This is a genomic window from Rheinheimera oceanensis, assembly GCF_018831085.1.
Classification (GTDB): domain Bacteria; phylum Pseudomonadota; class Gammaproteobacteria; order Enterobacterales; family Alteromonadaceae; genus Alishewanella; species Alishewanella oceanensis.
The window spans coordinates 86,947-112,415 of sequence record NZ_JAGPNM010000004.1; the positions used below are offsets into that span (position 1 = coordinate 86,947).

The 25,469-nt window shown below is 46.1% G+C and carries 23 protein-coding genes; 16 read left to right on the plus strand and 7 right to left on the minus strand.

All coding sequences use genetic code 11. From position 1 onward, the window contains the following. On the plus strand, positions 1–282 hold the full coding sequence (locus J3B89_RS10605; RefSeq protein WP_215397544.1) for a YeaC family protein: 282 nt from the start codon (positions 1–3) through the stop codon (positions 280–282). Beyond that, on the plus strand, positions 272–2,974 hold the full coding sequence (locus tag J3B89_RS10610) for a DUF349 domain-containing protein (protein ID WP_215397545.1): 2,703 nt from the start codon (positions 272–274) through the stop codon (positions 2,972–2,974). The genes J3B89_RS10605 and J3B89_RS10610 overlap by 11 nt, the downstream gene beginning before the upstream one ends. 57 nt (positions 2,975–3,031) lie before the next feature. Here the strand turns inward: J3B89_RS10610 and ansA are convergent, their stop codons facing one another. Both ansA and sppA read right to left on the minus strand, forming a co-directional pair. Next, positions 3,032–4,048, minus strand: coding sequence for an asparaginase (gene ansA / locus J3B89_RS10615; protein ID WP_215397546.1), 1,017 nt, complete (start codon positions 4,046–4,048; stop codon positions 3,032–3,034). Positions 4,049–4,108: 60 nt separating this feature from the next. Then, positions 4,109–5,989, minus strand: a complete 1,881-nt coding sequence (gene sppA / locus J3B89_RS10620) for a signal peptide peptidase SppA (RefSeq protein WP_215397547.1) — start codon at positions 5,987–5,989, stop codon at positions 4,109–4,111. A 184-nt stretch (positions 5,990–6,173) separates the two neighbouring features. Here sppA and J3B89_RS10625 point away from each other — a divergent pair, with 184 nt between their 5' ends. From J3B89_RS10625 to J3B89_RS10640, 4 genes are all read left to right on the plus strand, one after another. Next, complete coding sequence (locus tag J3B89_RS10625; protein WP_215397548.1) at positions 6,174–8,192, plus strand: oxidoreductase; 2,019 nt, start codon at positions 6,174–6,176, stop codon at positions 8,190–8,192. 243 nt (positions 8,193–8,435) lie between these two features. Further along, positions 8,436–9,668: a glucose-1-phosphate adenylyltransferase gene (glgC, locus tag J3B89_RS10630; protein WP_215397549.1), complete on the plus strand. Its 1,233-nt coding sequence runs from the start codon at positions 8,436–8,438 to the stop codon at positions 9,666–9,668. Positions 9,669–9,686: 18 nt separating this feature from the next. Beyond that, a complete protein-coding gene (locus J3B89_RS10635; RefSeq protein WP_215397550.1) occupies positions 9,687–11,099 on the plus strand; it encodes a glycogen synthase in 1,413 nt (470 codons plus the stop codon). Between the two features lie 114 nt (positions 11,100–11,213). Next, positions 11,214–11,771 (plus strand): NAD(P)H nitroreductase, encoded by a 558-nt coding sequence (locus J3B89_RS10640; protein ID WP_215397551.1) that lies wholly within the window; start codon positions 11,214–11,216, stop codon positions 11,769–11,771. Between the two features lie 92 nt (positions 11,772–11,863). Here the strand turns inward: J3B89_RS10640 and fur are convergent, their stop codons facing one another. Then, positions 11,864–12,304 (minus strand): ferric iron uptake transcriptional regulator, encoded by a 441-nt coding sequence (gene fur, locus J3B89_RS10645; protein WP_215397552.1) that lies wholly within the window; start codon positions 12,302–12,304, stop codon positions 11,864–11,866. Between the two features lie 153 nt (positions 12,305–12,457). On the opposite strand from fur, the gene J3B89_RS10650 reads away from it, so the two are divergent. After that, positions 12,458–12,928 carry a DUF4442 domain-containing protein gene (locus J3B89_RS10650; RefSeq protein WP_215397553.1) on the plus strand — a complete coding sequence of 157 codons (471 nt, stop codon included), beginning with the start codon at positions 12,458–12,460 and terminating at the stop codon, positions 12,926–12,928. Between the two features lie 48 nt (positions 12,929–12,976). On the opposite strand, the gene fldA is transcribed toward J3B89_RS10650, so the two are convergent. The 4 genes from fldA to J3B89_RS10670 all read right to left on the minus strand — a co-directional run bounded on the left by fldA (position 12,977) and on the right by J3B89_RS10670 (position 14,845). Continuing rightward, positions 12,977–13,507, minus strand: a complete 531-nt coding sequence (gene fldA, locus J3B89_RS10655; protein WP_215397554.1) for a flavodoxin FldA — start codon at positions 13,505–13,507, stop codon at positions 12,977–12,979. A 13-nt stretch (positions 13,508–13,520) separates the two neighbouring features. Beyond that, complete coding sequence (gene ybfE, locus J3B89_RS10660) at positions 13,521–13,793, minus strand: LexA regulated protein (protein WP_068231876.1); 273 nt, start codon at positions 13,791–13,793, stop codon at positions 13,521–13,523. Between the two features lie 14 nt (positions 13,794–13,807). Beyond that, positions 13,808–14,005 carry a DUF2788 domain-containing protein gene (locus tag J3B89_RS10665; protein WP_215397555.1) on the minus strand — a complete coding sequence of 66 codons (198 nt, stop codon included), beginning with the start codon at positions 14,003–14,005 and terminating at the stop codon, positions 13,808–13,810. Positions 14,006–14,071: 66 nt separating this feature from the next. After that, positions 14,072–14,845, minus strand: coding sequence for an alpha/beta fold hydrolase (locus J3B89_RS10670; protein WP_215397556.1), 774 nt, complete (start codon positions 14,843–14,845; stop codon positions 14,072–14,074). 108 nt (positions 14,846–14,953) lie between these two features. On the opposite strand from J3B89_RS10670, the gene seqA reads away from it, so the two are divergent. The 9 genes from seqA to J3B89_RS10715 all read left to right on the plus strand — a co-directional run bounded on the left by seqA (position 14,954) and on the right by J3B89_RS10715 (position 25,467). Beyond that, positions 14,954–15,460: a replication initiation negative regulator SeqA gene (seqA, locus tag J3B89_RS10675; RefSeq protein WP_215397557.1), complete on the plus strand. Its 507-nt coding sequence runs from the start codon at positions 14,954–14,956 to the stop codon at positions 15,458–15,460. Positions 15,461–15,471: 11 nt separating this feature from the next. After that, positions 15,472–17,121 carry a phosphoglucomutase (alpha-D-glucose-1,6-bisphosphate-dependent) gene (gene pgm / locus J3B89_RS10680; protein ID WP_215397558.1) on the plus strand — a complete coding sequence of 550 codons (1,650 nt, stop codon included), beginning with the start codon at positions 15,472–15,474 and terminating at the stop codon, positions 17,119–17,121. 153 nt (positions 17,122–17,274) lie between these two features. Further along, on the plus strand, positions 17,275–19,761 hold the full coding sequence (locus tag J3B89_RS10685) for a glycogen/starch/alpha-glucan phosphorylase (RefSeq protein WP_215397559.1): 2,487 nt from the start codon (positions 17,275–17,277) through the stop codon (positions 19,759–19,761). A 110-nt stretch (positions 19,762–19,871) separates the two neighbouring features. Continuing rightward, positions 19,872–20,660, plus strand: coding sequence for an SAM-dependent methyltransferase (locus J3B89_RS10690; protein ID WP_215397560.1), 789 nt, complete (start codon positions 19,872–19,874; stop codon positions 20,658–20,660). Continuing rightward, on the plus strand, positions 20,614–21,222 hold the full coding sequence (locus tag J3B89_RS10695) for a GNAT family N-acetyltransferase (RefSeq protein ID WP_285895607.1): 609 nt from the start codon (positions 20,614–20,616) through the stop codon (positions 21,220–21,222). Before J3B89_RS10690 ends, J3B89_RS10695 begins: the two co-directional genes overlap by 47 nt. Before the next feature lie 72 nt (positions 21,223–21,294). Next, the gene (locus J3B89_RS10700) at positions 21,295–21,555 is read left to right on the plus strand and encodes a hypothetical protein (RefSeq protein ID WP_215397562.1); all 261 of its coding nucleotides are present in this window, start codon (positions 21,295–21,297) and stop codon (positions 21,553–21,555) included. Positions 21,556–21,578: 23 nt separating this feature from the next. Further along, positions 21,579–23,312 (plus strand): GGDEF domain-containing protein, encoded by a 1,734-nt coding sequence (locus J3B89_RS21490; protein ID WP_215397563.1) that lies wholly within the window; start codon positions 21,579–21,581, stop codon positions 23,310–23,312. A 132-nt stretch (positions 23,313–23,444) separates the two neighbouring features. Then, on the plus strand, positions 23,445–23,720 hold the full coding sequence (locus J3B89_RS10710) for a hypothetical protein (protein WP_215397564.1): 276 nt from the start codon (positions 23,445–23,447) through the stop codon (positions 23,718–23,720). Between the two features lie 85 nt (positions 23,721–23,805). Then, positions 23,806–25,467, plus strand: a complete 1,662-nt coding sequence (locus J3B89_RS10715; RefSeq protein ID WP_215397565.1) for a GGDEF domain-containing protein — start codon at positions 23,806–23,808, stop codon at positions 25,465–25,467. Positions 25,468–25,469 lie beyond the last annotated feature (2 nt).

The window sequence follows — 25,469 nt, forward strand, 5'->3', positions numbered from 1 at the left end:
ATGAATTTCAATGCTTTAGTGCAGGCTATGACGCCAGACACATATGAAAAGCTCTCAGAAGCTGTTGCTACCGGCCGCTGGGCAGATGGTAATCCAATGAGTGAAGCACAACGGGCGCACAGCTTACAGCTGGTCATGGCGTATCAGGCACAGGTATTAAAGTCAGATGAGCTTTTTACCATAGGTGCAGATGGCCAGATGGTGCATAAATCTAAAGCCGAACTTAAAAAACAATTCGAAACTCAGCCGTCTATTGCAAGGTTCTCGCACGATGATCTTTAAACGTTTTTTTAAACCCAAATGGCAACACCCGGATGCCGCTGTGCGCCAACAGGCAATTAACGAACTTAACCACGAGGATCAGGCGCATAAAAGCGTGTTACACGAACTGGCGTTTAACGATGGTGCTGAAGCAGTGCGCAAAGCGGCATTAACCAAACTGAACGATTTTTCGCTGTGGTGGCAAGCCAGTAAACATGACAGCGCCGAGCGTTTACAGCAACTGGCCGAGCAAACGCTGATCAACCAGTTACTACAAAACCAGGTTGAGCCGAAGTTAAAACAGCAGTTTATTGCCCAGTGCAATCGCAGCAGTATTCTGGAGCAACTGGCGCAAACTGAAACCGACGCCGGTATTAAATTTGGTCTGTTACAGCGTTTGAATAAAACCGAGCTTAACCTAAAAGCTCTTCAGGATCCGGTATTGCAACCGGCGCAAAAGCAGCAACTGCTGGCGCAAATTAACGATGAAAAAACGCTGGAAAAACTCAGTAAACAGCTGACGGGTGAGCTGCTGGTTCAGGTTCAGCAAAAGCTGGCTTGGCTTAATGAACAAAAGCAAAAGCCTTTGCTGTTGCGTAAACAGCTTACGCTGATGCTGGCGAAATTAAATGCCGCGCGCGATCGCAGCAGTGTAGAGGCCTTGCCGGCATTGTTAGCCGATTATCAGGCGCAGTGGCAGCAACTGGAAGGCGAACTGGATTGTCTGGGCGATGAGGCCGCAGAATTCCGTGCGAAATATCAAAAAATTAGCAGCCAGCTTCAGCAATGGTTAGCTCCACGTTTAGAAGAGCTGAGTAAACTGCAAGCCGAACAGGCACTGCTTGATGCCAGAGCAGAAAGAACAAAAACATTACAGCAACAGCTTAATCAGTTGGAGCAAGCGTTGCAGCAGGCGTTGTTAACTACTGATATCAGTGCGGCACAGCAACTGGAACAGCAAATAACGGCCCTGAATGACACCCTGGTAAACGCCGATATTACAGATAAAGCCGGGTTAACTAAACGCCTGGCACAGTTACAACAACAGCTAAGTCGCTTACCGGAACTGGCTGAGCAGCTAACCCGGCTAACCCGTATTGTGGCAGATTGGGCAAGCCAGCCGCTGCCAGATAATGCCACCGCTTACCAGCAGGTATCTGCCCAGCTAAAGCAGTGGCAGCAAGACTTCCGCGAGATCAGTAAAGCTATGCTTATTGCCGTACCGGCAAGCTTGTTGGAGGCGAAAAATGCCCTGCAACAGCAGTGGCAAGAGCTGGGGAAAAGTTTTACCGCACAAAGTGATAAAGCCCAAAGGCAATGTCGTAGCAAACTGGCACAGTATCGTCGTCTGTACAGCGCCGGTAAGTACAAAGTGCTATTTGGTCTGTTCAAAGGTATAGAGCAGGATTATCAGCAGCTAAGCACAGAGCAACAGTTACAGCTGGCAAAAGATTACGAGTTTGCCCGCGATAAACTGGCTGAGCTGGCCGACTGGCAGGAATATATTGCCACGCCACGCAAACAACAGTTACTGCAACAAATACAGCAACTTGATAGCGTAGTGCCGGATAACCTGATGCGTCAGCGTGCCGATGAGGTAAAGCAAGCCAGAGCACAATGGAACAGCCTGGGCAAAGCTGATCCCGCGCAGGAAGAGCAGCTCAATGCCGCTTTTGATCTGGCTTGCGAGCAGGCGTTTGCACCTTGTCGTGTGTATTTTGCCGCACAGGATGCACTGCGCGCAGAGCATACAATACAGCGCGAGCAGATCATTGCTCAGGCGCTTGAGTTCACAACCGGCGATGCCAAAGTGCTGGATAGCCGCCTGCAGCAGCTAAAGCAAGCCTGGCAGCAGGCCGGTGCAGTTGATAAACAGCAGTTTGCCGCGTTAAATGAGCACTTCAATCAGGCGCTTATGCCACTACGCGAACAGTTAAAAGCTTTACAGCAGCAAGCTGCGGATGCCAAGCAACAGCTTATCGACAAAGCGCAGGCTGCATTGGGTTTGGCTGATGCCAACCTGACGGCAAAAGTGCTGAAGGAATGTCAGCAGCAGTGGAAGAATACAGGTAATGCTGCGCGTAAGCAGGATCAGGCGTTGTGGCTGCAGTTTCGTGCCCTGTGTGATGGTTTCTTTAATGCACGCTCTGAGCAGTTTGAACAGCAAAAGCAAGCTGAGCAGGCAGAGTTGAAACAGTTTGAAGTCCAACTGGCAGAACTGGCCGCGCAGTTAGATGTTGCGACAGAGCTTGCGGTACTAAATGAGTTGCAGCAGCAACTACAGGCATTACAGCCACAAAGCAGCGGTGCGCAGCATGCGGTACGCCAGTTACAGGATAAACTGAAACAAAAACAACAACAGTGGCAACAGCAGCAACAGCAACGCGAATTCAGCCAGATGTTTGAACTGCTGGCTAAATCAGATGTAAGTGCAGAGCAGTTACCTGCCGGGTATCGTGATTGCTTTAACAAGCAGCAGGAGCAACAGCTAAGCCGTGCGCAACTGACACTGGCACTGGAGTTAATAGCCGATGCACCATCGCCGCAAAGTGAACAAGGTGCACGCCAGCAAGTGCAACTGCTGCTGTTATCTGATAAACATAATCAGGGCAGTACGTTGGACAAACACAGCCTGCTTAAGCGCTGGTTACAGTTTGGTGCGCTAAGTGAAGCTGAATTGCCGTTACTGGCAAGGGTTAAAGCGCTGTTCTAACCTGTTATCTGTCAGAGCCGGTTTAAACTTAAGCCGGCTCTTGTCTTAAAAAAAGCCTTAGCCTGCGGTTAATTCGCCGCGTAAATCCTGCTGCATTTGCTGGCGAATTTGCTCTGCACTAAGTGGCTTACTGAGCAAATAGTGCAGTTTGGTCAGTGCGGCTTCCAGTGTCATATCGTAACCGCTTATTACACCACTTTGTTGTAACGCATTGCCTGTGGCATAACCTTGCATATTTACTGTGCCTTTAAAGCACTGGGTGCAATTAACAATAATTAATCCACGTTCACTGGCATCCCGTAGGATCTGCAGTAACTCTGGCCGCTGCGGTGCATTACCCACACCAAAAGATTTAATAATCAATGCCCGCACCGGTGCGGCTGTCATATTACGGATCATGTCGGTGTTAATACCGGGATACAGTGTTACCACACTGATAGGTTGTGGCACAACAGAGGCCAGCGTCAGCGGTGCCGCTACCTGGGTTTGGCTCAGGCGGCCGGCAACCAGATTAATATGAATACCCGCTTCAAGCAGTGGCGGAAAATTGGGTGAGGCAAAAGCATTAAAGCCATTGGCATCGGCTTTGGTAGCCCGGTTACCGCGAAACAGCTGATTATTAAAAAACAGCGCTACCTCAGCAATGGGGTAGTTGGCTGCCAGGTATAGAGCATTGAGCAGGTTAACCTGGCCGTCTGAGCGCATTTGTGCCAACGGAATTTGTGATCCGGTAATAATCACCGGTTTTTGCAGGTTCTCCAGCATAAACGACAAGGCTGAAGCTGTGTAAGCCATGGTATCAGTGCCATGTAGCACTACAAAGCCGTCATAGTTGTTATATTGCTGCTGTATATCTTCGGCAATATGCCGCCAGTGATCGGGTGTCATATCAGAGGAATCTATTACCGGGTGATACTCGTGAATATCAAATTCCGGCATTTCTGCGCGGTAAAATTCCGGCATGCGCTTTACCGTGTCGGTTAAAAAACCCGGCACCGGCACATAACCCTGTGCAGAATGTTGCATACCAATAGTGCCGCCGGTGTAGGCCACATAAATACGTTTTCTGTTCATAAGCTTCAAATAAAAATGCCCGGTAATAACCGGGCATTGTAATAGACTTAGTTAGTGCTGTCAGTTAATGCTGCAACTGACACAGTACGAATAAACACCATTTGGATCATTAAACTGGTTTAGCAGAACAAAATCCTGTTTCAGCTGTTTTGTCAGTTTATCAAACAGCTTTTGTTCAGCACTTACACTACCTTGTGGCAACCAGCCGTGGGCTTTTGCTTCACCCAGCAGATCTTTTATCATCTGCTCGCTTGGTGTCAGCTCCTGTTTAACCACTTTTACATCATATTGGCTAAGGCCGGCTTTTTCCGCGGCGGCTTTAATGGCATCGTTAATATTGCCCAGTTTATCTACCAGCCCAAGCTCCAGTGCTTTGCTACCTGTCCATACCCGGCCCTGAGCTACACTATCCACTTCTGTCGTGGTCATATTACGATTTTCACCTACCATGGTTAAAAACTCGGTATAGCCACGCTCAATCAGTAACTGGAATAAGTCTTTGGCTTTTGGATCCAAGCCTTTGAACAGCGGCAGACCGGCAGACAGCCCGGCAAGCTCTGTTGTGCCAACACCGTCAACATTTAGCCCCAGCTTAGGCATAGCCTCTTCAGCAGTGTGTAACAAACCGAAAATACCAATGGAGCCGGTGATGGTGGTAGGTGCTGCCCAGATTTCATTTGCCGGGGCGGCAATCCAGTAACCACCTGAAGCTGCAACCGAACCCATAGAGGCTATAACCGGTTTACCTGCTTCGCGCAGTAAACGAATTTCCTGGCCGATAATTTCCGACGCATAAGCGCTGCCGCCAGGGCTGTCTATACGCAGTACCACTGCTTTCACTTTATCGTCGTGCCGCGCCTGGCGTAACAGGGCTGCAGTGGAATCTCCACCGATCATCCCAGCTTTGGCACTGCCATCGACAATAACACCACGGGCAACCACAATGGCAACTTTGTCGGTTAGCGGGTTATCAAATTGCTTTGCCGGGATCACTAATTTGGCATAATCACCAAAGGTAACATGGTTGTAGGTATGGTCGTCATTTTCGCCGACAATAGCGATGAGGTCGCGGCGGAATGCTTCACGGGTTTTAATGTTATCTACCAGGCCGGCATTTACTGCGTACTGGCTTAAATCACCTTCGGCGGCCTGCAGTTTTTCCAGCAGGGCAGCATAGGTTTCATCAAAGTTGTCAGCAGCAAAACCACGCCGTGCAGCAACCTGCTGTTTGTAGTCAGACCATAGCTCGTTCAGCCAGGCAACATTGGCTTCTTTGGCTTCGTCTGACATATCGTTACGCAGAAAAGGTTCCACTGCTGATTTATAGGTACCGACACGGAACACATGAGTATTAATTTTTAGTTTTTCCAACGCATTTTTATAATACATCGGATAGCTGCCATAACCTTCCAGAATAACTGCGCCCATCGGGCTTAAGCTGATTTCGTCAGCATAGCTGGCCAGATAATATTGGTTTTGGCCGTAGTAACCACCAAAAGCCAGTACTTTTTTACCGCTGGCTTTAAATTCTTCAATGGCTGCGCCAATCAGCTGCATTTTATCCAGTGAACCACTGCCCAGCATAGATAAGTCCAGCACCAGAGCCTGAATGCGGTTGTCGCTGGTGGCGTTTTTAATTACGCTAACAACGTCGCTTACCAGCACTTCGGGGGCGTCTTCCTGGCCACCAAGGCTTTCGTTTATTGCGGTGGCAATAGGATCTGTCCAGCGTTTTTCCTCTACCAGATCACCGGTAAGATTCAGCACCAAAGCGGCAGTTGGCGGCACTTTAATTTTATCGTCGCCGCCAAAAATCGACACCGCAATCAGCGCCACAATACATATAAACAACAAGTTAAGAATTACCGAGCGAAAGCCACGGTAAACCCGGGCAATGGCGCCGAACAACCGGCGAATAAGGCCGGGTTTTTTATCTGTCATGGAAGTATCCTGTTTTATATCAGAGTGTATGCATGTTGGTATGCTAACCAATTTAGCTGTAAAGGCTAAGTGGAATTTGTAAGTAAATGTGTAACACTTGCTGGCATGACCGGCTTGGCTTGCTATCAGTAAACAAAGCAGCTAAAGTCTGCCATGGACAACAGGTACGACCAGAGAGGGTGATGTGGCATACCAAAAATTATTACAACCACTGGATTTAGGTTTCACCACGCTTAGAAACCGCGTCATTATGGGCTCGATGCATACCGGGCTGGAAGAAGAAAAGCACGGTTTTGCCAAGCTGGCTGCTTTTTATGCTGAGCGCGCCAAAGGGGGCGTGGGGTTAATTATCACCGGCGGTATTAGCCCTAATTTCCGTGGCAATCTGGTGCCTTTTGGCAGCCAGCTAAGTTTCTGGTGGCAAACTGGTAAGCATAAACAGGTAACAGCAGCAGTGCATCAGCATGGTGCGAAGATCTGCTTACAGTTATTGCATGCCGGTCGCTATGGTTATCATCCGTTTAGTGTGGCACCTAGCAATATTAAATCGCCTATTACGCCGTTTAAACCGGCGAAAATGTCAGAGCGCCAGGTTCGGGGCACGATTAAGGATTTTGCTCATTCCGCCAAACTGGCAAAAAATGCCGGCTATGACGGTGTTGAGGTAATGGGTTCAGAAGGCTATTTAATAAATCAGTTCATCTGTTCGCGTACTAACCAGCGCACTGATGAATGGGGTGGCAGTTTTGCAAATCGCTGCCGTTTTGCCATTGAAACGGTAAAAGCAGTGCGCCGGGCCTGTGGTGATGATTTTATCATTATCTACCGCTTGTCGATGCTGGACCTGGTGGAAGACGGCAACAGCTATGACGAAGTGGTAGCTCTGGCGCAAGAGATTAGCGCTGCTGGTGCAACACTGCTTAATACCGGTATTGGTTGGCATGAAGCGCGGGTGCCAACTATCGGCACTATGGTGCCGCGGGCTGCTTTTAGCTGGATCACTGAACGCGTTAAAGCGCAGGTGAATATTCCGGTGATCGCTACCAATCGTATTAATGATCCACAAGTAGCGGAAGATATTCTTGCTAATGGTCAGGCCGATATGGTTTGCATGGCCCGGCCATTTCTGGCTGATGCTGACTTTGTTAACAAAGCGGCGGCGAATAAAGCTGAACTGATTAATACCTGTATCGCCTGCAATCAGGCCTGCCTTGACCATGTGTTTCAGAATAAACGTGCCAGCTGTCTGGTAAACCCGCGCGCTTGCTATGAAACAGAGTTAAATTTTACCCCGGCAGCAAAGCGTAAAAAAATTGCCGTAATAGGCGCGGGCCCAGCCGGTTTGGCTTTTAGTGTTTATGCAGCGCAGCGCGGCCATGATGTACATCTGTTTGATAAATCACATCAAATTGGCGGCCAGTTTAACTATGCCAAACAAATCCCCGGCAAAGAAGAGTTTCATGAAACCCTGCGCTATTTTGGTCGTATGCTGGAATTACACGCAGTAAAACTGTTTTTAAATAGTGAGCAAACTGCAGACAGCCTTAGCGCCGCAGGCTTTGATGAAGTAGTGCTGGCAACCGGTATAGTGCCGCGTGATATTGGCCTTGTTGGCAGCGATCATAGCAAAGTGCTGAGTTACTTAGACGTACTGCGTGACCATAAAGCGGTTGGTAAAAATGTCGCTATTATTGGCGCTGGTGGTATAGGGTTCGATGTTGCAGAGTATCTGACAGAGCCCCATTCATTAACGCTACAGCCTGATGCCTGGTTAAAAGACTGGGGTATTGATAAAAGCTATCAGGCCCGCGGTGCGTTATTGCCAGACGAATTGCCACAACCGGCAGAGCGTAAAGTGTATTTACTGCAGCGTAAAACCAGCAAAGTAGGGGCAGGCCTTGGTAAAACCACAGGTTGGATCCACCGTTCTTCACTGAAGAAAAAAGGCGTTGAAATGATAGCCGGTGTTAACTACATCAAAGTAGATGACAATGGCCTCTGGGTTGAAATTGCCGGTGAAGAGCGTTGTCTGAATGTAGATAACGTGGTGATTTGTGCCGGGCAGGAGCCGCAACGTGCACTGCAGGCTGGTTTAGCACAGCACGGTATAGTGTCTCACCTGATTGGCGGTGCTGATGTTGCTGCAGAGCTGGATGCCAAACGTGCTATCCGCCAGGGCGCGGAACTGGCTGCTGCTATCTGACCCCCTTTAAACGCAGGCACTTATCTGGTGCCTGTATTGCACTTTATTAGCATTTCCTGTTAACAAAGGCACCATTTTGGTGCCTTTGGCCTGTTTAATACATTTACTGGTTTTATCTTGTGCTGGCGCAAAGTGTTATGCATATTGACTGCTAGCCTTTTTATCATGCAGGCTGCTATTCTGGTATCAGCTTTGCAAATTGCATAAAAATAGCACACACAGCAAGCACAACAGGGAGTTTCTATGTCCGGGGTATTAACCATGATTCTGGCTGGCGGTGAAGGTACACGTTTGGCACCTTTGACCGGCATCAGAGCAAAACCAGCAGTGCCGTTTGGCGGTAATTACCGCATTATTGATTTTGTGATGAATAACTTTGTTAATTCAGATTTATTGCAAATATTTGTTATTACACAGTTTAAGTCTCATTCTCTGATGAAACATTTAAGCCGGGCCTGGCGCGTAACCGGCTTGACCAACCGTTTTATTGACCCTATACCCGCGCAAATGCAGACAGGTAAGCACTGGTATCTGGGCACGGCAGACGCTATTTATCAAAACCTGCATTTAATTCACGGGCTGGATCCTGAACATGTCTGTGTGTTTGGCGGCGACCACATTTATAAAATGGATATCCGCCAGATGCTGGATTACCATCGCCATCACAATGCTAAGCTTACCGTGGCGGCTATTCCGGTGCCGGTAGAGCAGGCGCATGAGTTTGGTGTGATAGAAGTAGACGCCAGTGGCCGGATGATCGGCTTTGAAGAGAAGCCGAAAACAAACCCCAAAACTATTCCGGGTAATCCGGGATTTGTACTGGCGTCTATGGGCAATTACATTTTTGAAGCCAAAACGCTGGTTGATGTCCTGGTGGAAGACGCCAGGCAGGCAGATTCCAAGCATGATTTTGGCCATAACATTATCCCTGGTCTTTATCCATCAGGTGATGTTTATGTATATGATTTTTCTTCTAATATTATCCGTGGTGAAAGCCAGAGCAGTAGCGGTTACTGGCGTGATGTGGGAACTATAGATTCATACTACGAAGCCAATATGGATCTGATCTCAGTAGAGCCGCCATTTGATTTATACAACAAATACTGGCCACTACGTGGTTACACACCTCCGGTGCCACCGGCAAAGTTTGTGCATGATGAGGCAAACCGTACCGGTCAGGCAATAAGCTCCATGGTGGCGTCAGGCTGTATTGTCAGTGGCTCTATCGTGTATCAGTCTATTTTGGGTTACAACGTGCATGTACATAGTCATAGTTATATTGAGAAATGTGTGCTGATGGGCAATAACGATATTGGCCGAGGTTGCCGCATCCGCCGCGCCATTATTGATAAAGACGTGAAAATTGCACCCGGTACCATTATTGGCGAAGATCCGGTGCTGGATAAACAACGCTTTCATGTCTCTGCAAGTGGCGTTATTGTGATCCCTAAAGGCGCGATGATTGGTTTTGATTAAGCTGAGTAAGGATAAGTAGTGCGGATACTGTTTATATGTAGTGAGTATGAAGGTCTGATAAAAACGGGTGGCCTGGCTGATGCCTGTCGTGGTCTGGCACAAAGCCTGATTACGCAGGGCCATCAGGTAACCGTGATATTACCGCGTTATGGTGTTTTGTATCAGCAACCTGCTGCAGAGCTGCAACCGGTTTACTTTCAACTGGCTGGGCGGGATTTTGGTTGTGCTGTACATCAGCTTACACTGGATAACGTCAATATTGCTCTGGTAGAGCATCATGATTTTTTCCGGCGGGAGCGGCCTTATGATGACGGTGAGCACGGATACACGGATAATCCGTTGCGGTTTGCTTTTTTGTGTAAGGCCGCGTTGGAATGGGTGCTGCAAAGCGGGCAACAGTTTGACCTTATTCACGGTCACGACTGGCAAAGTGCTGCGGCTGCTTACTATCTGAAACAACATTATGCAGCAACCGAATTGGCAAAGGTGCCGTTTATCTTTAGTATTCATAACGGTGCTTATCAGGAAAAGTGCGCAGCACACTGGCGTCAGGAACTGGACATTGAACCGCAACGCCATGATGAGCTTAATTTTCTGGCCACAGCACTGCAGTATGCCGACAAACTAAATACCGTAAGCCGTGGTTATCGTGATGAGTTGATGCATGAACCGGAAGCTGCCGGGTTGTCGGTGCTGTATCAGCAGCGGGCGGCGGATTTTATCGGCATTTTAAATGGCTGTGATTATAATATCTGGCATCCGGCTACAGATGTGTATTTACCCGCTAATTATGACGCCGACAACCTCAGTGGCAAAGCACAGTGTAAAGCTGTCCTTCGCGCTCAACTGGAACTGCCAACCAGCAAAGCCCCGTTATTTGTTGCAGTAAGCCGTTTAACCGGACAAAAAGGTTACGATTATTTAATTCCCGCACTTACACACTGGCTTAACACAACACAGGCACAGGTGGTTGTAATGGGCACCGGCGAGGGCCGTTATTGCCGGGCATTGGCACAGTTGCAACAGCAGCACCCTGAGCAGTTTCGTTTTGTGCAGGGCTTTAATGATGCTATGGCGCATCGGCTTGAGGCAGCCGGAGATTTTTTCCTGATGCCATCGCTGTTCGAGCCCTGTGGGTTAAACCAGCTTTACAGCTTGCGCTATGGCACTGTGCCGTTGGTGCGTTTAACCGGTGGCTTAAAAGACACGGTAAAGCCCTGGCCTACCCGCGGTGCAACCGGTATAGGTTTTGCCGAACCTGATATTGCGTCAATGGAAGCGGCGTTAAAACAAGCCGAACAGCTGTTTGTTAAAACAACCAGTTATAAAAGGGTGCAGCAAAATGGTATGGCACAAAACTTTAGCTGGCAGGTAGCTGCACAGCACTATCAGGCATTGTACCAACAAGCCTTATGGGCAAAAGCGCATTAAAAATCAGCAAACTGGTTGAAAGCCGGTCACATGGGGGGGACCTTGCCATAATCTGATGTAAAGGTTACTGTTAATTTGCTAGGCTGCTCACAGCTAATACCATCGGGGTTTTTTATGGATGCATTAACATTACTCACCAGCCGTTTTTCTTCAGCGCGTTTAACCGAACCTGCACCCGCAGGCGAAGTATTAGAAAACATTAAACGTGCAGCATTACAGGTACCGGATCACGGTAATTTACGTCCATGGCGTTTTGTTATTGCTGAGGGGCGCCAGGCGTTGTCGCGCTTAGGTGATATTTTTGCAGAGGCAGCTGTGGAGGATGATCCTGCCATTGCAAATGAATTGTTAGAACGTGCCCGGCAATTACCTTTACGTGCACCTATGGTAGTGGTGTGTATTGCCAGGGCGGTAGCTCACGCCAAAGTACCGTTAACTGAACAACAGCAATCAGCGGCCTGTGCAGTAATGGCAATGCAGCAAGCTGCATTTGCTCAGGGGTTCGGTGGAATATGGCGCACCGGAGCCTATGCTCAGCTTGATTTTGTGAAACAAGCGCTGGAGTTGGGAGAGGATGACGAGATAGTTGGCTTTTTATACCTTGGCACCCCCAGTGGGGAGCCTGCAAAGCGGCATACGCCGGATCCGGCAGATTATTTTTCTTATCTTTAAGGATTGTGGTGCCAATAAAACGGCTTTTGTAGCAGGCATCTGAAAGACATGGCAGTCAGTGTTGACTGCCATTCGTTTAATGTACTACTTGATTAGTTCATTTCACTGTTTTTCTTACACTGCGCAGTGTCTTTACACTCACCATACAGATATAAGCTGTGATGCGTCAGCTTAATACCGTTCTTTTCTGCGATCTCAAGCTGTTTGGCTTCAATTACGTCGTCTTCAAACTCAATGACTTTACCGCATTTTAAGCAAACTAAGTGATCGTGATGGCTGCCGCCGGTTAACTCAAATACCGACTTGCCGCCTTCAAAATGATGGCGGGTTAAAATGCCGGCATCGTCAAACTGGTTAAGTACCCGGTAAACCGTAGCCAGACCAATATCTTCACCCAGTTCCAGCAGCAATTTATATACGTCTTCCGCACTGATATGCTGGTGCTTTGGATCTTGTAGGATCTCGAGAATTTTTACCCGTGGCAGGGTAACTTTCAGGCCGGCTTTACGTAATTCGCTATTGTGATCTGACATAAGAACTCTAACTCTGGCTTATATATGCAAAGGATTATAAAGACATTAGCCCGAGAATGAAATGGCAATATTCCGCTGTTGTTGTTAAAGCAAAGCTTGTGCTTGGCAAATAGCGAAGTACAATGGGGTAAACAGGTCATACCAGAGTGTATTATGAAATGGGCATTTAATCCGGCCGTTATGCGCCGCTTACTGAATTTTTGGCCACCTTTTTTATTTCCGGGTATTAAGGTTGTAACGCTAAGCAGTGATTATCGCTACTGCCGTGTTGAGTTGAAATGGCGGCCGTGGACACGAAATATCAACAATACCCAATTTGGCGGTACGATGTTTGCCATGACAGATCCTATTTATCCGCTGATGCTGATGGGGGCTCTGGGTAAAGAGTACCTGGTGTGGGATAAACAAGCTGATATCAACTTTATTACCCCGGGCAAGGGTAGGCTGACTGCAGAATTCTGGTTATCGGACGACACTGTGAATGCAATCAAGGTAGCAACTGAAGAGGGTGACAAGCATTTCCCTCAGTTTATCGTACACATTAAAGACAGCCAGAATAACATTGTGGCTGAGGTAAATCGTACGGTATATGTGCGTAAGAAGGCCAAATACCGTGCTGCGTAAATTCGGCCATAAAAAACCGGCAGTAACGCCGGTTTTTTGCTGTGGTGCTTATAAACCTTCAAACTCTTTTAAGCTCATTTCGCTATAAATTTGCTTACACCATTGCTTAACACGTGCTTCTGTCAGCTCTGGCTGGCGATCTTCATCTATCCCCAGGCCAACAAAGTGGTTACTATCAACCAGCGCTTTTGAAGCAACAAAGTTATAACCGGTAGTTGGCCAGTGTCCAACGATAATTGCACCTTTAGGCTCAATAATATCGCGCAGGGTACCCATGGCATCAAGGAAGTATTCTGCATAGTCTTCCTGATCTCCGCAGCCAAAAATAGCTACCAGCTTGTTGTTGAAATCGATGTTTTCCAGTTCAGGGAAAAAATCATCCCAGTCGCACTGAGCCTCACCGTAATACCAGGTTGGAATACCCAACAACAACAAATCAAAGGCTGCAATGTCTTCTTTGCTGCTTTTGGCGATATCACGTACATCAAACAAGTTTTTGCCCAGCTCTTTCTGGATCATCTTGGCGATATGTTCAGTGTTACCGGTATCGCTACCGAAAAAAATGCCTACAGTTGCCATTAATCTAACCTTCTTACCTGGTTAACGCTTGTGTCAAAATATGTTCAATATAAGCACTGCGTGTCATCTCAGCTTGATCCGCTTGCTGACTCAGCGCTGCGTATAGCTGATCAGACACTTTAAATTCAATGCGTTTTAAACCTTTACTGCGATCACGTTTGATTTGATTACGTTTGTTTAGTTTCAGCTGTTCTTCCCGTGGCAGCGGATTAGTTTTCGGCCGGCCAGGGCGCTTTTCCTGGGCAAATAAATCAATCGTGGTGCGATCAGTGGCTATCTTCGCCATTAATCCTAACCTTACTACTCAATAAAATATGGCACTATGCTCTTGATGATAAATACTGCCGGTGACAGAAACAGCACCAGCCAGACAAAAAACTGCCCGAGCTTTGGTGCGTTGCTCTTCTTTAGCACATCACGTATTGCCAGTACAATAAACAGGTACAAAATACCAAGCCCAAGCCACAAACCTATTGCTTCAAACTGCTCTATAGCCATAGCGCGTTACCTGACCTGCAAAAAAGTGCGCGCACTATAGCATAACTTCACAAAAAATTTAGTGCGTTAGCTCAATAAAAAGTCCTTTACCAGTTTGGTAAAGGCAGCAGGTTTTTCAGCATGCAGCCAATGTCCGGTGCCCTGGATTATTTTCGCCTGCGCTGCCGGAAATATTTTGGTAATGGCGGCCTTATGTTCTGGCAGAATATAGTCAGAATCATCACCTTTAATAAAGAGTACTGGCCCACTGTAACTGCCGTTGTTAATAGGATTGCCGACTAACTCGGCATAATTGTCATAGAGTGCACTGAGGTTAAAGCGCCACTGAAATTTATCATCTTCTTTTATCAGGCTTTTCAGCAAAAATTGACGTACGCCACTTTCTTTCACGTATTGGGCCAGTTGCCTATCGGCATCGGCCCGGTTTTCAATTTGTGCTAAATCGACCGAGTTTAAGCCGGTAAAGATGCTGTTATGCCGGGGCGGATAACCTACTGGCGCGATATCGGCCAAAATAAGTTTGGATACGCGCTCAGGGTAGGTGACGGCGTAAGCCATAGCAAGCTTGCCTCCCATGGAATGCCCGAGCATTGTTGATTTTTTAACGTTAAGGGAATCCAGTGTTTGTGCAAGATCCTCAGCCATTAGCTGATAATTCATCTCTGCGCTGTGACCAGAGCGGCCATGGTTGCGCACATCAACATTAATCACCTGATACTGGTCACTTAAACTGCGCTCAATAACGCCCAGATTCTCATAACTGCCAAACAAGCCATGAATAAGTACTACCGGCGTTATGCTGCTATTTTGCTGGCCGCTGATATGGGTATGTAAAAGCATAGAAAGCTCATTTGGTTAACGGGTATGCTAGTCTAGCAAATCATGCCGCTGGCGTCAGTCGATAAGGCTTTATATAATGAGGACACTTTTAGCGCGCGGAATAAATATATGAAAACCATCGAAATAGATGACGAGCTATACCAATACATTGCCGGTCAGACCCAAAAAATTGGTGAGAGTGCATCTGAGATCTTACGTCGCTTATTACTTGGTGACACTGCTGCAAACCTTGTACAGACCATTGAGCCCACAGTATCAACACCGGCTACTCCAATCAGCAGTAGTATTTTTGACTTGATAAATAAGCAGGATTTACCGGCTGAATCGAGCGTAGTTGGCCGCTTTTTGTTTATTTTGTCTGCGCTGGCCAGGGCGCACAAAAAGCAGTTCACCAAAGTGCTGGAGATTAAAGGCCGCAACCGGCTGTATTTTGGCCGCAGTGCCGAAGAGCTGTCAGAGGCAGGCAGCAGCACCAACCCAAAACAAATTCCTAATACTGAATTTTGGGTGATCACTAACTCTAATACCACCCGCAAAAAAATGATGCTGACTGAGACAGCCATTAAACTCGGCTATAGTGAACAGGATGCAGAACGTATTCGCGATTTGTTATAAAAGGAAAAGTTATGTCTTTACACCCACTGGCCGGGCAGCAGGTGCCTGTATCGTTAGTGCCGAACATAAGCCGTCTGATGACGGCATACTATGTGCTGGAGCCCGACGTACATACGCAACCTGAGCATAAAGTTAGTTTTGGCACTTCAGGCCATCGTGGCAGTGCACTAAATTGCTCGTTTAATGAACCGCACGTGTTGGCAATTTGCCAGGCAGTGGCTGATTACCGTAAAAAAAACGCGATTACCGGGCCATTATTTCTCGGTAAAGACACCCATGCTCTATCTGAAGCTGCCTTTGCCACGGCGCTTGAGGTGCTGATTGCCAATAAAATCCAGGTATGCATCCAGAAAGATCTTGGCTATACGCCAACACCGGTCATTTCACACGCTATTCTGACCCAAAATAAAGGTGCAACCAGCCAGTTGGCAGACGGTATCGTGATTACACCATCACATAATCCGCCACAGGATGGCGGCATTAAGTACAACCCGCCTCACGGTGGCCCGGCAGATACTGATGTCACTAACTGGATAGAGCAACGTGCCAATGAATTGCTGGCCAAAGATCTGGAAGGCGTAAAAATGATGCCTTATGCCCTGGCGCTGCAATCTGGCTACTGCCAGCATATTGATTATATTCAGCATTATGTTGATGATTTAGAAAACGTTATTGATATGGCCGCGATAGCCAAAGCAGGCATTAAAATTGGCGTTGACCCACTTGGCGGTTCTGGTATTGCTTATTGGCCACGTATTGCTGAGCGCTACGGTCTGAACATTACAGTGGTAAATGACAAAGTTGACCCTGCGTTTGCTTTTATGCCATTGGATAAAGATGGCCAAATTCGTATGGACTGCTCCTCTGCTTATGCTATGGCAAATCTGATACAGCTAAAAGATCAGTTTGATATTGCTATAGGTAATGACCCGGATTTCGATCGTCACGGTATAGTTACCCGCAGTGGCGGCCTGATGAACCCTAATCATTATCTGGCCGTGGTTATTAATTATTTACTTGCTAACCGGCCAGACTGGGCTTCAGAGCTGGCAATTGGTAAAACACTGGTATCCAGTGCGTTAATTGACAGAGTTGTTGCCGCCCGCGGGCGTAACTTATTGGAAGTGCCGGTAGGTTTTAAGTGGTTTGTTGACGGGCTGCATAACGGTAGCGTTGCTTTTGGCGGCGAAGAAAGTGCCGGGGCTAGTTTTTTACGCTTTGATGGCAGCGCCTGGTCAACCGATAAAGACGGTATTATTTTAGGGTTATTAGCAGCAGAAATGCTGGCAAAAACCGGTGTAGATCCTTATCAGCAGTATCAAGCACTTACACGCGAGCTTGGTTCGCCGTTGTATCGCCGTTTAGATGCTCCGGCCAGCAGTGAGCAAAAAACAGCGCTGAAAAAACTCGACGTAAAAAGCGTTAAACAAACCACCCTGGCTGGCGATGACATTTTAGCGGTGCTAACCAAAGCGCCGGGCAATAATGCGGATATTGGTGGGGTAAAAGTGGTCACCCGTAATGGTTGGTTTGCTGCCCGACCATCGGGAACAGAAAACTCTTATAAAATTTATCTGGAGAGTTTTGTCGATCAGGGCCACCTGTTACAACTGGAACACGATGCTAAGGCGTTTGTTGAATACGTATTCAGTCAGATATAAGGCGCTGAAAAGGCTATGATCTACATTGTAATTAAATTACATTTATAGCCTTCGATTTTGCCTTGAGCACTGTGATAGGGTATTTTTTTGTAATAATTCTACGCTTGGCGATATTATGTAGCTATCACAGGCAGAAAACTATCAGGATTTGTAATGAAAAAACATACCTCAACTGCCAGTACTGGTGTAACACAAATTAGCACCGAACAGCTGAAAGATCAGATCATCCGTCATCTGCATTCCACTTTGGGTACCGACGTAAATAAAGCCAGCCCGCAGGCTTGGTGGCGTGCTACCTGTGCAGCAGTAAATGAGCAGGTATACGATGGCCTGCGCAATACTCAGCGCACGCACTATGAAAACAATACCCGCGCTTTGCATTATTTTAGCCTGGAATATCTGATGGGCCGTTTGTTCAGCAACAACCTGCATAACCTGGGGTTGTATGAACAAGCCAAACAGGCATTGTCAGAGCTGGGGCTGAATATTGCAGATCTGGAAGATCAGGAAGAAGATATGGCACTGGGCAATGGTGGCCTGGGGCGTTTAGCGGCGTGTTTTATTGATTCTCTGGCCACACTGAATTATCCGGCTATTGGCTATGGCATTCATTATGAGCATGGCTTGTTTCAGCAAAGTTTTCAGGATGGTCGTCAGATAGAGCGGCCGGACAGCTGGCGTGAGTACGGTAATCCGTGGGAAATATGCCGGCCTGAGTCAGTACAGGAAATTTCAGTGTATGGTTATGTTGAAACAGTATATGACCTACAGGGAAAAATGAAAAAAGTCTGGCACCCTGGCCGTATTATCAAAGGTGTGCCTTGGGATATTCCGGTAGTAGGCTACAACGGCAGTTCAGTAAATGTGCTGCGGTTATGGGAAAGCCGGGCCAGTGACTTTTTTAACTGGGACGTATTTAACTCAGGCGGTTATATCGATGCTTCGCGCGAGAATATCGAAGCAGAAACTATCTCTAAAGTGCTGTACCCGAATGATGAAACCGATGCTGGCAAAGAGCTGCGGCTGATCCAACAGTACTTTTTTGTGTCCTGTTCGTTAAAAGACATCATTCGCCGTTATAAACGCACGCATGGCGATGACTGGAGTGAATTTGCCAAGCAGGTGGTTATTCAACTGAATGACACACACCCTGCAGTGGCTATTCCGGAATTGATGCGTATTTTGGTTGACCGTGCTGAGATGCAATGGGATCTAGCCTGGAATATCTGCCAGCAGGTTTTCGCTTACACAAACCATACCTTGTTACCTGAAGCACTGGAAAAATGGCCTGTGCGCTTATTTGAGAAAGTATTACCACGCCACCTGGAAATTATCTACGAAATTAACCGCCGCTTCCTGGTAGAACAGGTTGATGTCTTATGGCCAGGCGACAACGATAAAAAGCGGAAATTGTCTATTATCGAAGATAGCCATGACCCAATGGTGCGGATGGGGCATTTATCAGTAGTGGGCTCGTTTCGGGTTAATGGTGTGGCAGAAATTCACTCAAAACTGGTTAAGTCAGATTTATTTCCGGAAATGGTAGCCCTGTGGCCAGATAAATTTACGAATGTCACCAATGGTGTTACACCAAGACGCTGGTTAAAAGCCTGTAACCCGAAACTGGCGAAATTGCTGGATGACAATATTGGCACTGAATGGCCAACTGATTTAAAGCAATTGTCTAAATTTGCAGCCTTTGCTGATGATGCCAAAATTCAGGACGCCTTTATGGCGATTAAGCAGCAGAATAAAGCTGATCTGGCAAATGTGGTGAAAAAGCTGACTCATATTGATATTGATCCGCATGCCATTTTTGATATTCAGATTAAGCGGCTGCATGAATATAAGCGCCAGCACCTGAACCTGTTGCATATACTGGCGTTGTACCGCCGTATTCTGCAGGAGCCGGATTACGATATGGTGCCACGCGTATTTATGTTTGGTGCCAAAGCCGCACCGGGCTATAAGCTGGCCAAAGAAATTATTTACGCCATTAATAAAGTTGCTGAGAAAATTAACCATGATAAGCGGGTAAAAAACCGGTTAAAAGTGGTATTTATGCCCAATTACCGGGTAACACTGGCAGAGAAAATGATACCGGCCGCTGATGTATCTGAGCAAATTTCTACTGCAGGTAAGGAAGCCTCGGGGACTGGCAATATGAAGCTGGCACTGAACGGCGCTATTACAGTGGGAACTTTGGATGGGGCCAATATCGAAATTGCAGAGGAAGTTGGTGACGACAATATCGCCATTTTTGGTTTAACGGTAGATGAAGTAAAAGCCTTACATACCAAGGGCTACAACAGTATGGATTATTACTATGCTAATCCGGAAATTAAAGCCATTCTGGACTGGCTGGAAACCGACTATTTCACACCCGGTAAGCCAGGCGAGTTAGCGGCAATTAAGCGTAGCTTGCTGGAAGGTGGCGATCCTTATCTGGTGCTGGCAGATTTTGAAAGCTACGTTAAAGCCCAGCAGAAAATAGATCAGTGGTATCGCGATAAATCACTGTGGGCTAAAAAGGCCATACTCAATACTGCCTCTGTAGGTAAGTTTACCTCTGACCGTTCTATTGAGGACTATGTCAGCCGGGTATGGCATTTAGAGAAGTGCCACATCAGACGCGATTAAGCTGCTGTTAAAAAGCCTGTCACTGACAGGCTTTTTTATCGCTCTAATATAGGCTTGCCAGCTAAGGCTGCAACGCCTTATAGTAAGGAAAAAATATCAAGGACGTTATTTTGCAGTCAGGTAGTTTAGTCTGTGTCGGCACCGGCATGACATTGGGCTCGCATATCAGCCCGCTTTCCCGCAGTTATATTGAACAGGCCGACGTGGTGTTTGTGCTGGTGGCGGATGGTATTACCGAAAAATGGATAGAGCAGATGAATGCAGATGTGCGTTCGCTGCAGCCTTACTATCTGGAAGGCAAATCGCGTATGCTCACTTATCGCGAGATGGTAGCCGCTATGCTGGTTGAAGTTAAAGCGGGTAAAAAGGTGGTAGGGGCGTTTTACGGCCATCCGGGCGTATTTGCCTGGGTGCCACATAATGCCATTAAACAAGCCCGTGAATTGGGTTTTACCGCCCATATGGAACCGGGTATTTCTGCAGAAGATTGTTTGTATGCCGATTTAGGTATCGACCCCGGCACTTATGGCTGTCAGCACTATGAAGCCAGCCAGTTTATGTTTTATAAACGCAATATTGATACCGCTGCTTACCTGATTTTGTGGCAGGTTGGAGTGGCGGGTGATAGGTCACTGGCAAAGTTTTCAACCAGCGCAGCGTACAGGCAAATGCTGGTCGAGTTGCTGAGGCAATATTATCCGGCAGAGCATCAGGTCATTTTGTATGAAGCTGTCACTTTACCTATTCAACAAACACGTATCGAGCATATGCCGTTATCAGCTTTACCTGAAGCAACAATGGATTTGAAAACTACCCTGGTAATTCCTCCGGCAGTGTCGATGCAACTCAACGATGTTCTGCTGGAGCGTCTGGAAAAGTTATCTGCAGGGCCACAATAAGGTGCAACAAGGTGATGCATTTGCCAAACTACAGACTGTTTGCTGTAGCTCTGCGCGATTGCAAATAGCGTTGTTGTCTGAAGACGACAGGGCATTGTACTGTTCACTGATGACAGATAAGGCAAGTATGAGTTATGTCAGCAGCCCGTTAAGTGAAGACAAAGCTCACCGTAGCTTTGACGCTGCACTAAAGTGCAACCAACTACAGCAGATCCAACGTTGTTATTTTAGGGTGGTTTTGAAAAGCCATTACCAAAGTATTGGTATTGCCTCTGTGAATCAGCTGAATTTAGCAAAAAAATCTGCAGAAATTGGCCGGATGTTACTACCACAGTGGCATAGCAAAGGCCTGGGCACAGAGCTTAGTAGCATGCTTATCCGCTGGCTGGCAGCTGAGTGGGGCATTACAACAATCACTAAACAGATCCAGGCTGCTAATCTGGCTGCAGTTTTCTCTGCTCAAAAGTTAGGTTTTACTAAAGTCGTATCGCAGTCATGTACAGCTTCATTAACAGAGCAATATCAGTTGAAATTAGCCCCCAGCACTTTGGACGTGAAGTAAAGTTGCGTCTTTATCGGTTTCAGCTTATTTTGGCTGTGCGGTACTTCTATTTTAAAAAAACAAGGAAGAAAAATGAGCAATATTATTAGTTTAATCGAGCGTTTAGGGGCTGACTGTACTTTTAGAAGTAACAAAAAAGACATGCTATTGTCTGATATTGAGCTATTGAACACGTTAGCTGACGGGGATGTAAAAAGACTGGAAAAATTGCTAGGTGTTGAGAACAAGATAGTATGTGCCGTTTTCCCTGCAGAAGAGGAACCTAAGAAATCCGATGAGCCTGACGAATCCGATGAGCCTGAAAGTCAAATCTTAAATTTAGCTGCAAACTGAAAACTAAAATGTTAAAGAGCACTGTGTTTAAAAATAAAATCGCGTATGCATTTATTTTAATGCTGTGCTCTTTAAATATTCACGCGATTACGATTGATGAGTTTGCCCAGCTTGACGAGTTAAGGTTGAAGAATTTTACGGAGTTTAGGAATAGAATAAAATCTCTTGAACCTGAAAATATTGATTATACAAACCAAACACATAATTATTATAGCCTGTTAAGAGCATATGAAGCTGTTATGTTAACAGACTATGCGGAATCGCTAAAGTTTTCCTTACCAGTTACATATTATCCACATGATTTATCGCTGTCTTTCAGGGCGAAAGCCTTAGTCGCAAATACATTAATTCACTCACGAGATTATTCCAGAGCATTTACATATCTAGAGGAGATGATAAATCAATTAGATAATGTTCCAGATAGGAGAACAAGAAATCATGGATTGAATGTCATATCTTTTATGTATAACCGAGTGGATAACTATGAGCTCGCTTACTATTACAGTAATATAATCTACGAGGGGGCTGAATCTTCAGCTGAAAAGTGCCATTCATCTTTTAATAAGATAGAGGCATTAATAGGTCTCAATAAAGACGAAATAGAACTTGACATAAACAGCGCCTTGGCTTTTTGTGAAGAAGCTGATGAGCCATTGTTTGGTTGGCTGATCAGGTCTCTCCGTTTGGAACGCCTTGTTAAAGAAGGCCTTTTTCAGTTAGCGGTATCCGACTATGAAAACATGATGCTACAAAAAGGAATGCTGGATTATCCTATAGTGAGGACGAGGATATATCATCAGGCTTTACATGCTTATTGGGGTATTTATGATTTTTCTTCTGCGGAGGTATTAGCAAAAAAAATACTAGACGAATCAAAAGGTGAGCTTATAAGCAAACCAGGCCTGTCTAGTTATAAAGTATTACTAGAGAACTATAGAAAGAAAGGGCAATTTGAACAGGCACTTAACTATTATGAGCTATATAGCAAAGCACAAAGTGCTTATCAAGATGATAGATCGGCCAGGTTGTTAGCTTACAATTTAGCTCTGGGGGAAATAGAGGTAAAAAATCAGCGCATATCACTATTGGATAAAGATAACGAGCTGCTTTCCTTGCAAAAAGACATTTATCAACAGGAAGTAAAGCAGAATCGCTTAATTATGCTGCTGTTATTTGCTGTCTTTGTTATTGCCAGCTTTATGGCATATCGGGGGATGTCCGGCCGTAAGCGCTTTAAAAAAATTGCTGAGTTTGATCAATTAACCGGTATCAGCAACCGTTACCATTTCAACAACTTAGCTAAAGTGGCTTTAGATTATTGTGAGCTTAATGCTAAACCTGCGGCATTAATTCTGTTTGACCTGGATTATTTCAAAACTATCAATGACAACTATGGCCATGCCAGTGGGGATTGGGCACTCCAACAGGTAGTAAAAACCTGTCGTAACTTTATGCGTAACAACGATGTCTTTGGCCGTATTGGCGGTGAAGAGTTTGCTGTGGTGTTACCGGGCTGTCATGCCGATAAAGCGGCGTTACTGGCAGAAATATGCCGTGATGCTATTGCTACTATAGATACAACCGAAAGTGGCTACACGTTTCCGCTGAGCGCCAGTTTTGGTGTCAGCTCTTCTGATACATCTGGTTATCAGCTGAAGCAGTTATTGGCTGATGCAGATCTGGCAATGTACAAAGCCAAGCAATCAGGACGGGATCAGATTGCTACTTATACCCACCTTATGGATAAAGCAGACTAAAAATTATTGTCGTTCTGTATTATAACGTTATCTAGCAGTTGTAATTCGTTACGACCAGGTGCAGGATGGAGTTTGATTCTTATTTAGTTTGACTCCTTTCACTTTTACATAACAACTATACAGGGACTATCAATGAATAAAGTGATTAGCTTACTTGAAACTTTAGGTCAGGATGCGGCTTTACAACGTCTGGATGCTGCAACACTAAACAAAGTTTTTAACCCATTGGATACAGATATTCAGGTGCAACACGCTATTTTAACCAGGGATCATGTTCAGTTAGAAGCCTTATTGCAGGTGCGGAATAAAGTGGTATGTGCAATTTGTCCCCCAGAAGAGCCGCCGCAAGACGAGCCTGAAGATGACGACGAAACTGAGCAAAAATCAGCGGTTGCCGCTGGCTTTTAAATTGGCTCAGTCACTGCTAGTTAAACTGATAAAACCAGCACTGATGATCTGTGCTGGTTTCGTTGCCATTGTGCCAGCAACTGAAATGACTGCGCGCCTGGACGCGCTGGATGATCTTAAAGTAGTCAATGTGGTTGAATTTGGTGAAAAGCTTGCTGAGATAGCTCAAAACACTGCAGAGCTCACACAATATCAACAAGATTATGTAGAGTTGTTGCAAAGTTACGAAAGGTCACTACGTGGTGATTTTGATGGCGCAGCTGTGCTGTTAGAGTCAATGCTTGCGCGTGATACTGCGCCGGAAATAGTTTTCCGTGTTAAAGCACTGTTGGTTAACGTATTTGCGGTAACCCGAAACTACCGCAACGCGTTTTCCTATCTTGAGCAAGTAAGCCGCGAGGTTCAGTCAATAACGTCAACCCGGGCAAAGGAGCATGGCCTGAGTGTATTGGCTTATACCTATAATCAATTGTCTGAATTCGATACTGCCCGGTTTTATGCTCAAGTTCTGATCGATAATGCTACATCTGAAAAAGCTTTGTGCCATGCCCGACATCATTTAATTGAATCTTTATATGGGCTAGGGCAATGGGAGCTGTTTAGCTCTACTGTTAAACTGTCAGTAAGCCACTGTGTTAATCAGCGTGAGCTGATTTTTGCTAACCTTATTCGCCTGAAATACTACAACTATTTATTGTTGAATGAACAATATCAGCAGGCAGACGAGTATTATCAATCATTTATAGATTCTGTTACTCAAACAAATTACCCGTTTTTGCTTGCTGGCGTTTTAGGTTCTGCTGCACAAAATAATCTGGCACTTGCCCGGTATGATACAGCGGAAGAGCTGGCCAGGCGCACTTTACAGTATTCTGGCGGCTTAGAGTTCAGTGTACCGGTGTTAAATGCTTACTATGTGCTATATCAGGTCAACCATTCACGACAGAATTTCAATGAGGCATTGGAATACCATATAAAGTATACCGCTGCGCTAAAAGCAAACAGTGATGATCGCTTTGTACGACAGCAAGCTTATCATGTTGCTAAAGCAGAAATAGAAGTGAAAGATCAGCGTTTAGCCTTACTTGATAAAGACAATGAACTACTATTTTTACAAAAAAATCTGTACCAGCAAGAAGTTAAACAAAACCGGCTTATTATGTTGCTGTTACTGGTAATAGTCGCTCTGGCAAGCTTTATGGCTTACCGCGGTATGTCGGGGCGTAAACGCTTTAAAAAAATTGCAGAGTATGATCAGTTAACCGGGATAAGTAACCGATATCACTTTAACAATCAGGCTAAGGTGGCATTGGATTACTGTGAGCTTGATGCAAAACCTGCGGCACTAATTTTGTTCGACCTGGATTATTTTAAAAATATAAATGATCAGTATGGGCATGCGGCAGGCGATTGGGCATTGCAGCAAGTGGTAAAAACCTGTCGCAACTTCATGCGCAATAATGATGTGTTTGGCCGTATTGGTGGGGAAGAGTTTGCTGTAGTGTTGCCAGGTTGCCATGCTGATAAAGCTGCATTAATGGCAGAAATATGCCGCGATGCTATCGCCACTATAGACACAAAAGATAGCGGCTATACGTTCCCGCTGAGTGCCAGTTTTGGTGTCAGCTCTTCGGATACGTCCGGCTATCAGCTTAAACAATTGTTAGCCGATGCTGATCTGGCAATGTACAAAGCTAAGCAGTCCGGGCGGGATCAGGTATCAATGTACGCAGAAGAGCTGGGCTGATT

Coding starts and splice junctions, on each gene's coding strand:
- glgC (WP_215397549.1), top strand. CDS start 8,436: ATGTCCGGGGTATTAACCATGATTCTGGCTGGCGGTGAAGGTACACGT.
- J3B89_RS10605 (WP_215397544.1), top strand. CDS start 1: ATGAATTTCAATGCTTTAGTGCAGGCTATGACGCCAGACACATATGAA.
- J3B89_RS10695 (WP_285895607.1), top strand. CDS start 20,614: ATGTTCTGCTGGAGCGTCTGGAAAAGTTATCTGCAGGGCCACAATAAG.
- seqA (WP_215397557.1), top strand. CDS start 14,954: ATGAAAACCATCGAAATAGATGACGAGCTATACCAATACATTGCCGGT.
- J3B89_RS10670 (WP_215397556.1), bottom strand. CDS start 14,845: ATGCTTTTACATACCCATATCAGCGGCCAGCAAAATAGCAGCATAACG.
- ybfE (WP_068231876.1), bottom strand. CDS start 13,793: ATGGCGAAGATAGCCACTGATCGCACCACGATTGATTTATTTGCCCAG.
- J3B89_RS10685 (WP_215397559.1), top strand. CDS start 17,275: ATGAAAAAACATACCTCAACTGCCAGTACTGGTGTAACACAAATTAGC.
- J3B89_RS10640 (WP_215397551.1), top strand. CDS start 11,214: ATGGATGCATTAACATTACTCACCAGCCGTTTTTCTTCAGCGCGTTTA.
- pgm (WP_215397558.1), top strand. CDS start 15,472: ATGTCTTTACACCCACTGGCCGGGCAGCAGGTGCCTGTATCGTTAGTG.
- fldA (WP_215397554.1), bottom strand. CDS start 13,507: ATGGCAACTGTAGGCATTTTTTTCGGTAGCGATACCGGTAACACTGAA.
- ansA (WP_215397546.1), bottom strand. CDS start 4,048: ATGAACAGAAAACGTATTTATGTGGCCTACACCGGCGGCACTATTGGT.
- sppA (WP_215397547.1), bottom strand. CDS start 5,989: ATGACAGATAAAAAACCCGGCCTTATTCGCCGGTTGTTCGGCGCCATT.
- J3B89_RS10700 (WP_215397562.1), top strand. CDS start 21,295: ATGAGCAATATTATTAGTTTAATCGAGCGTTTAGGGGCTGACTGTACT.
- J3B89_RS10610 (WP_215397545.1), top strand. CDS start 272: ATGATCTTTAAACGTTTTTTTAAACCCAAATGGCAACACCCGGATGCC.
- J3B89_RS10665 (WP_215397555.1), bottom strand. CDS start 14,005: ATGGCTATAGAGCAGTTTGAAGCAATAGGTTTGTGGCTTGGGCTTGGT.
- J3B89_RS10715 (WP_215397565.1), top strand. CDS start 23,806: ATGACTGCGCGCCTGGACGCGCTGGATGATCTTAAAGTAGTCAATGTG.
- J3B89_RS10710 (WP_215397564.1), top strand. CDS start 23,445: ATGAATAAAGTGATTAGCTTACTTGAAACTTTAGGTCAGGATGCGGCT.
- fur (WP_215397552.1), bottom strand. CDS start 12,304: ATGTCAGATCACAATAGCGAATTACGTAAAGCCGGCCTGAAAGTTACC.
- J3B89_RS10650 (WP_215397553.1), top strand. CDS start 12,458: ATGAAATGGGCATTTAATCCGGCCGTTATGCGCCGCTTACTGAATTTT.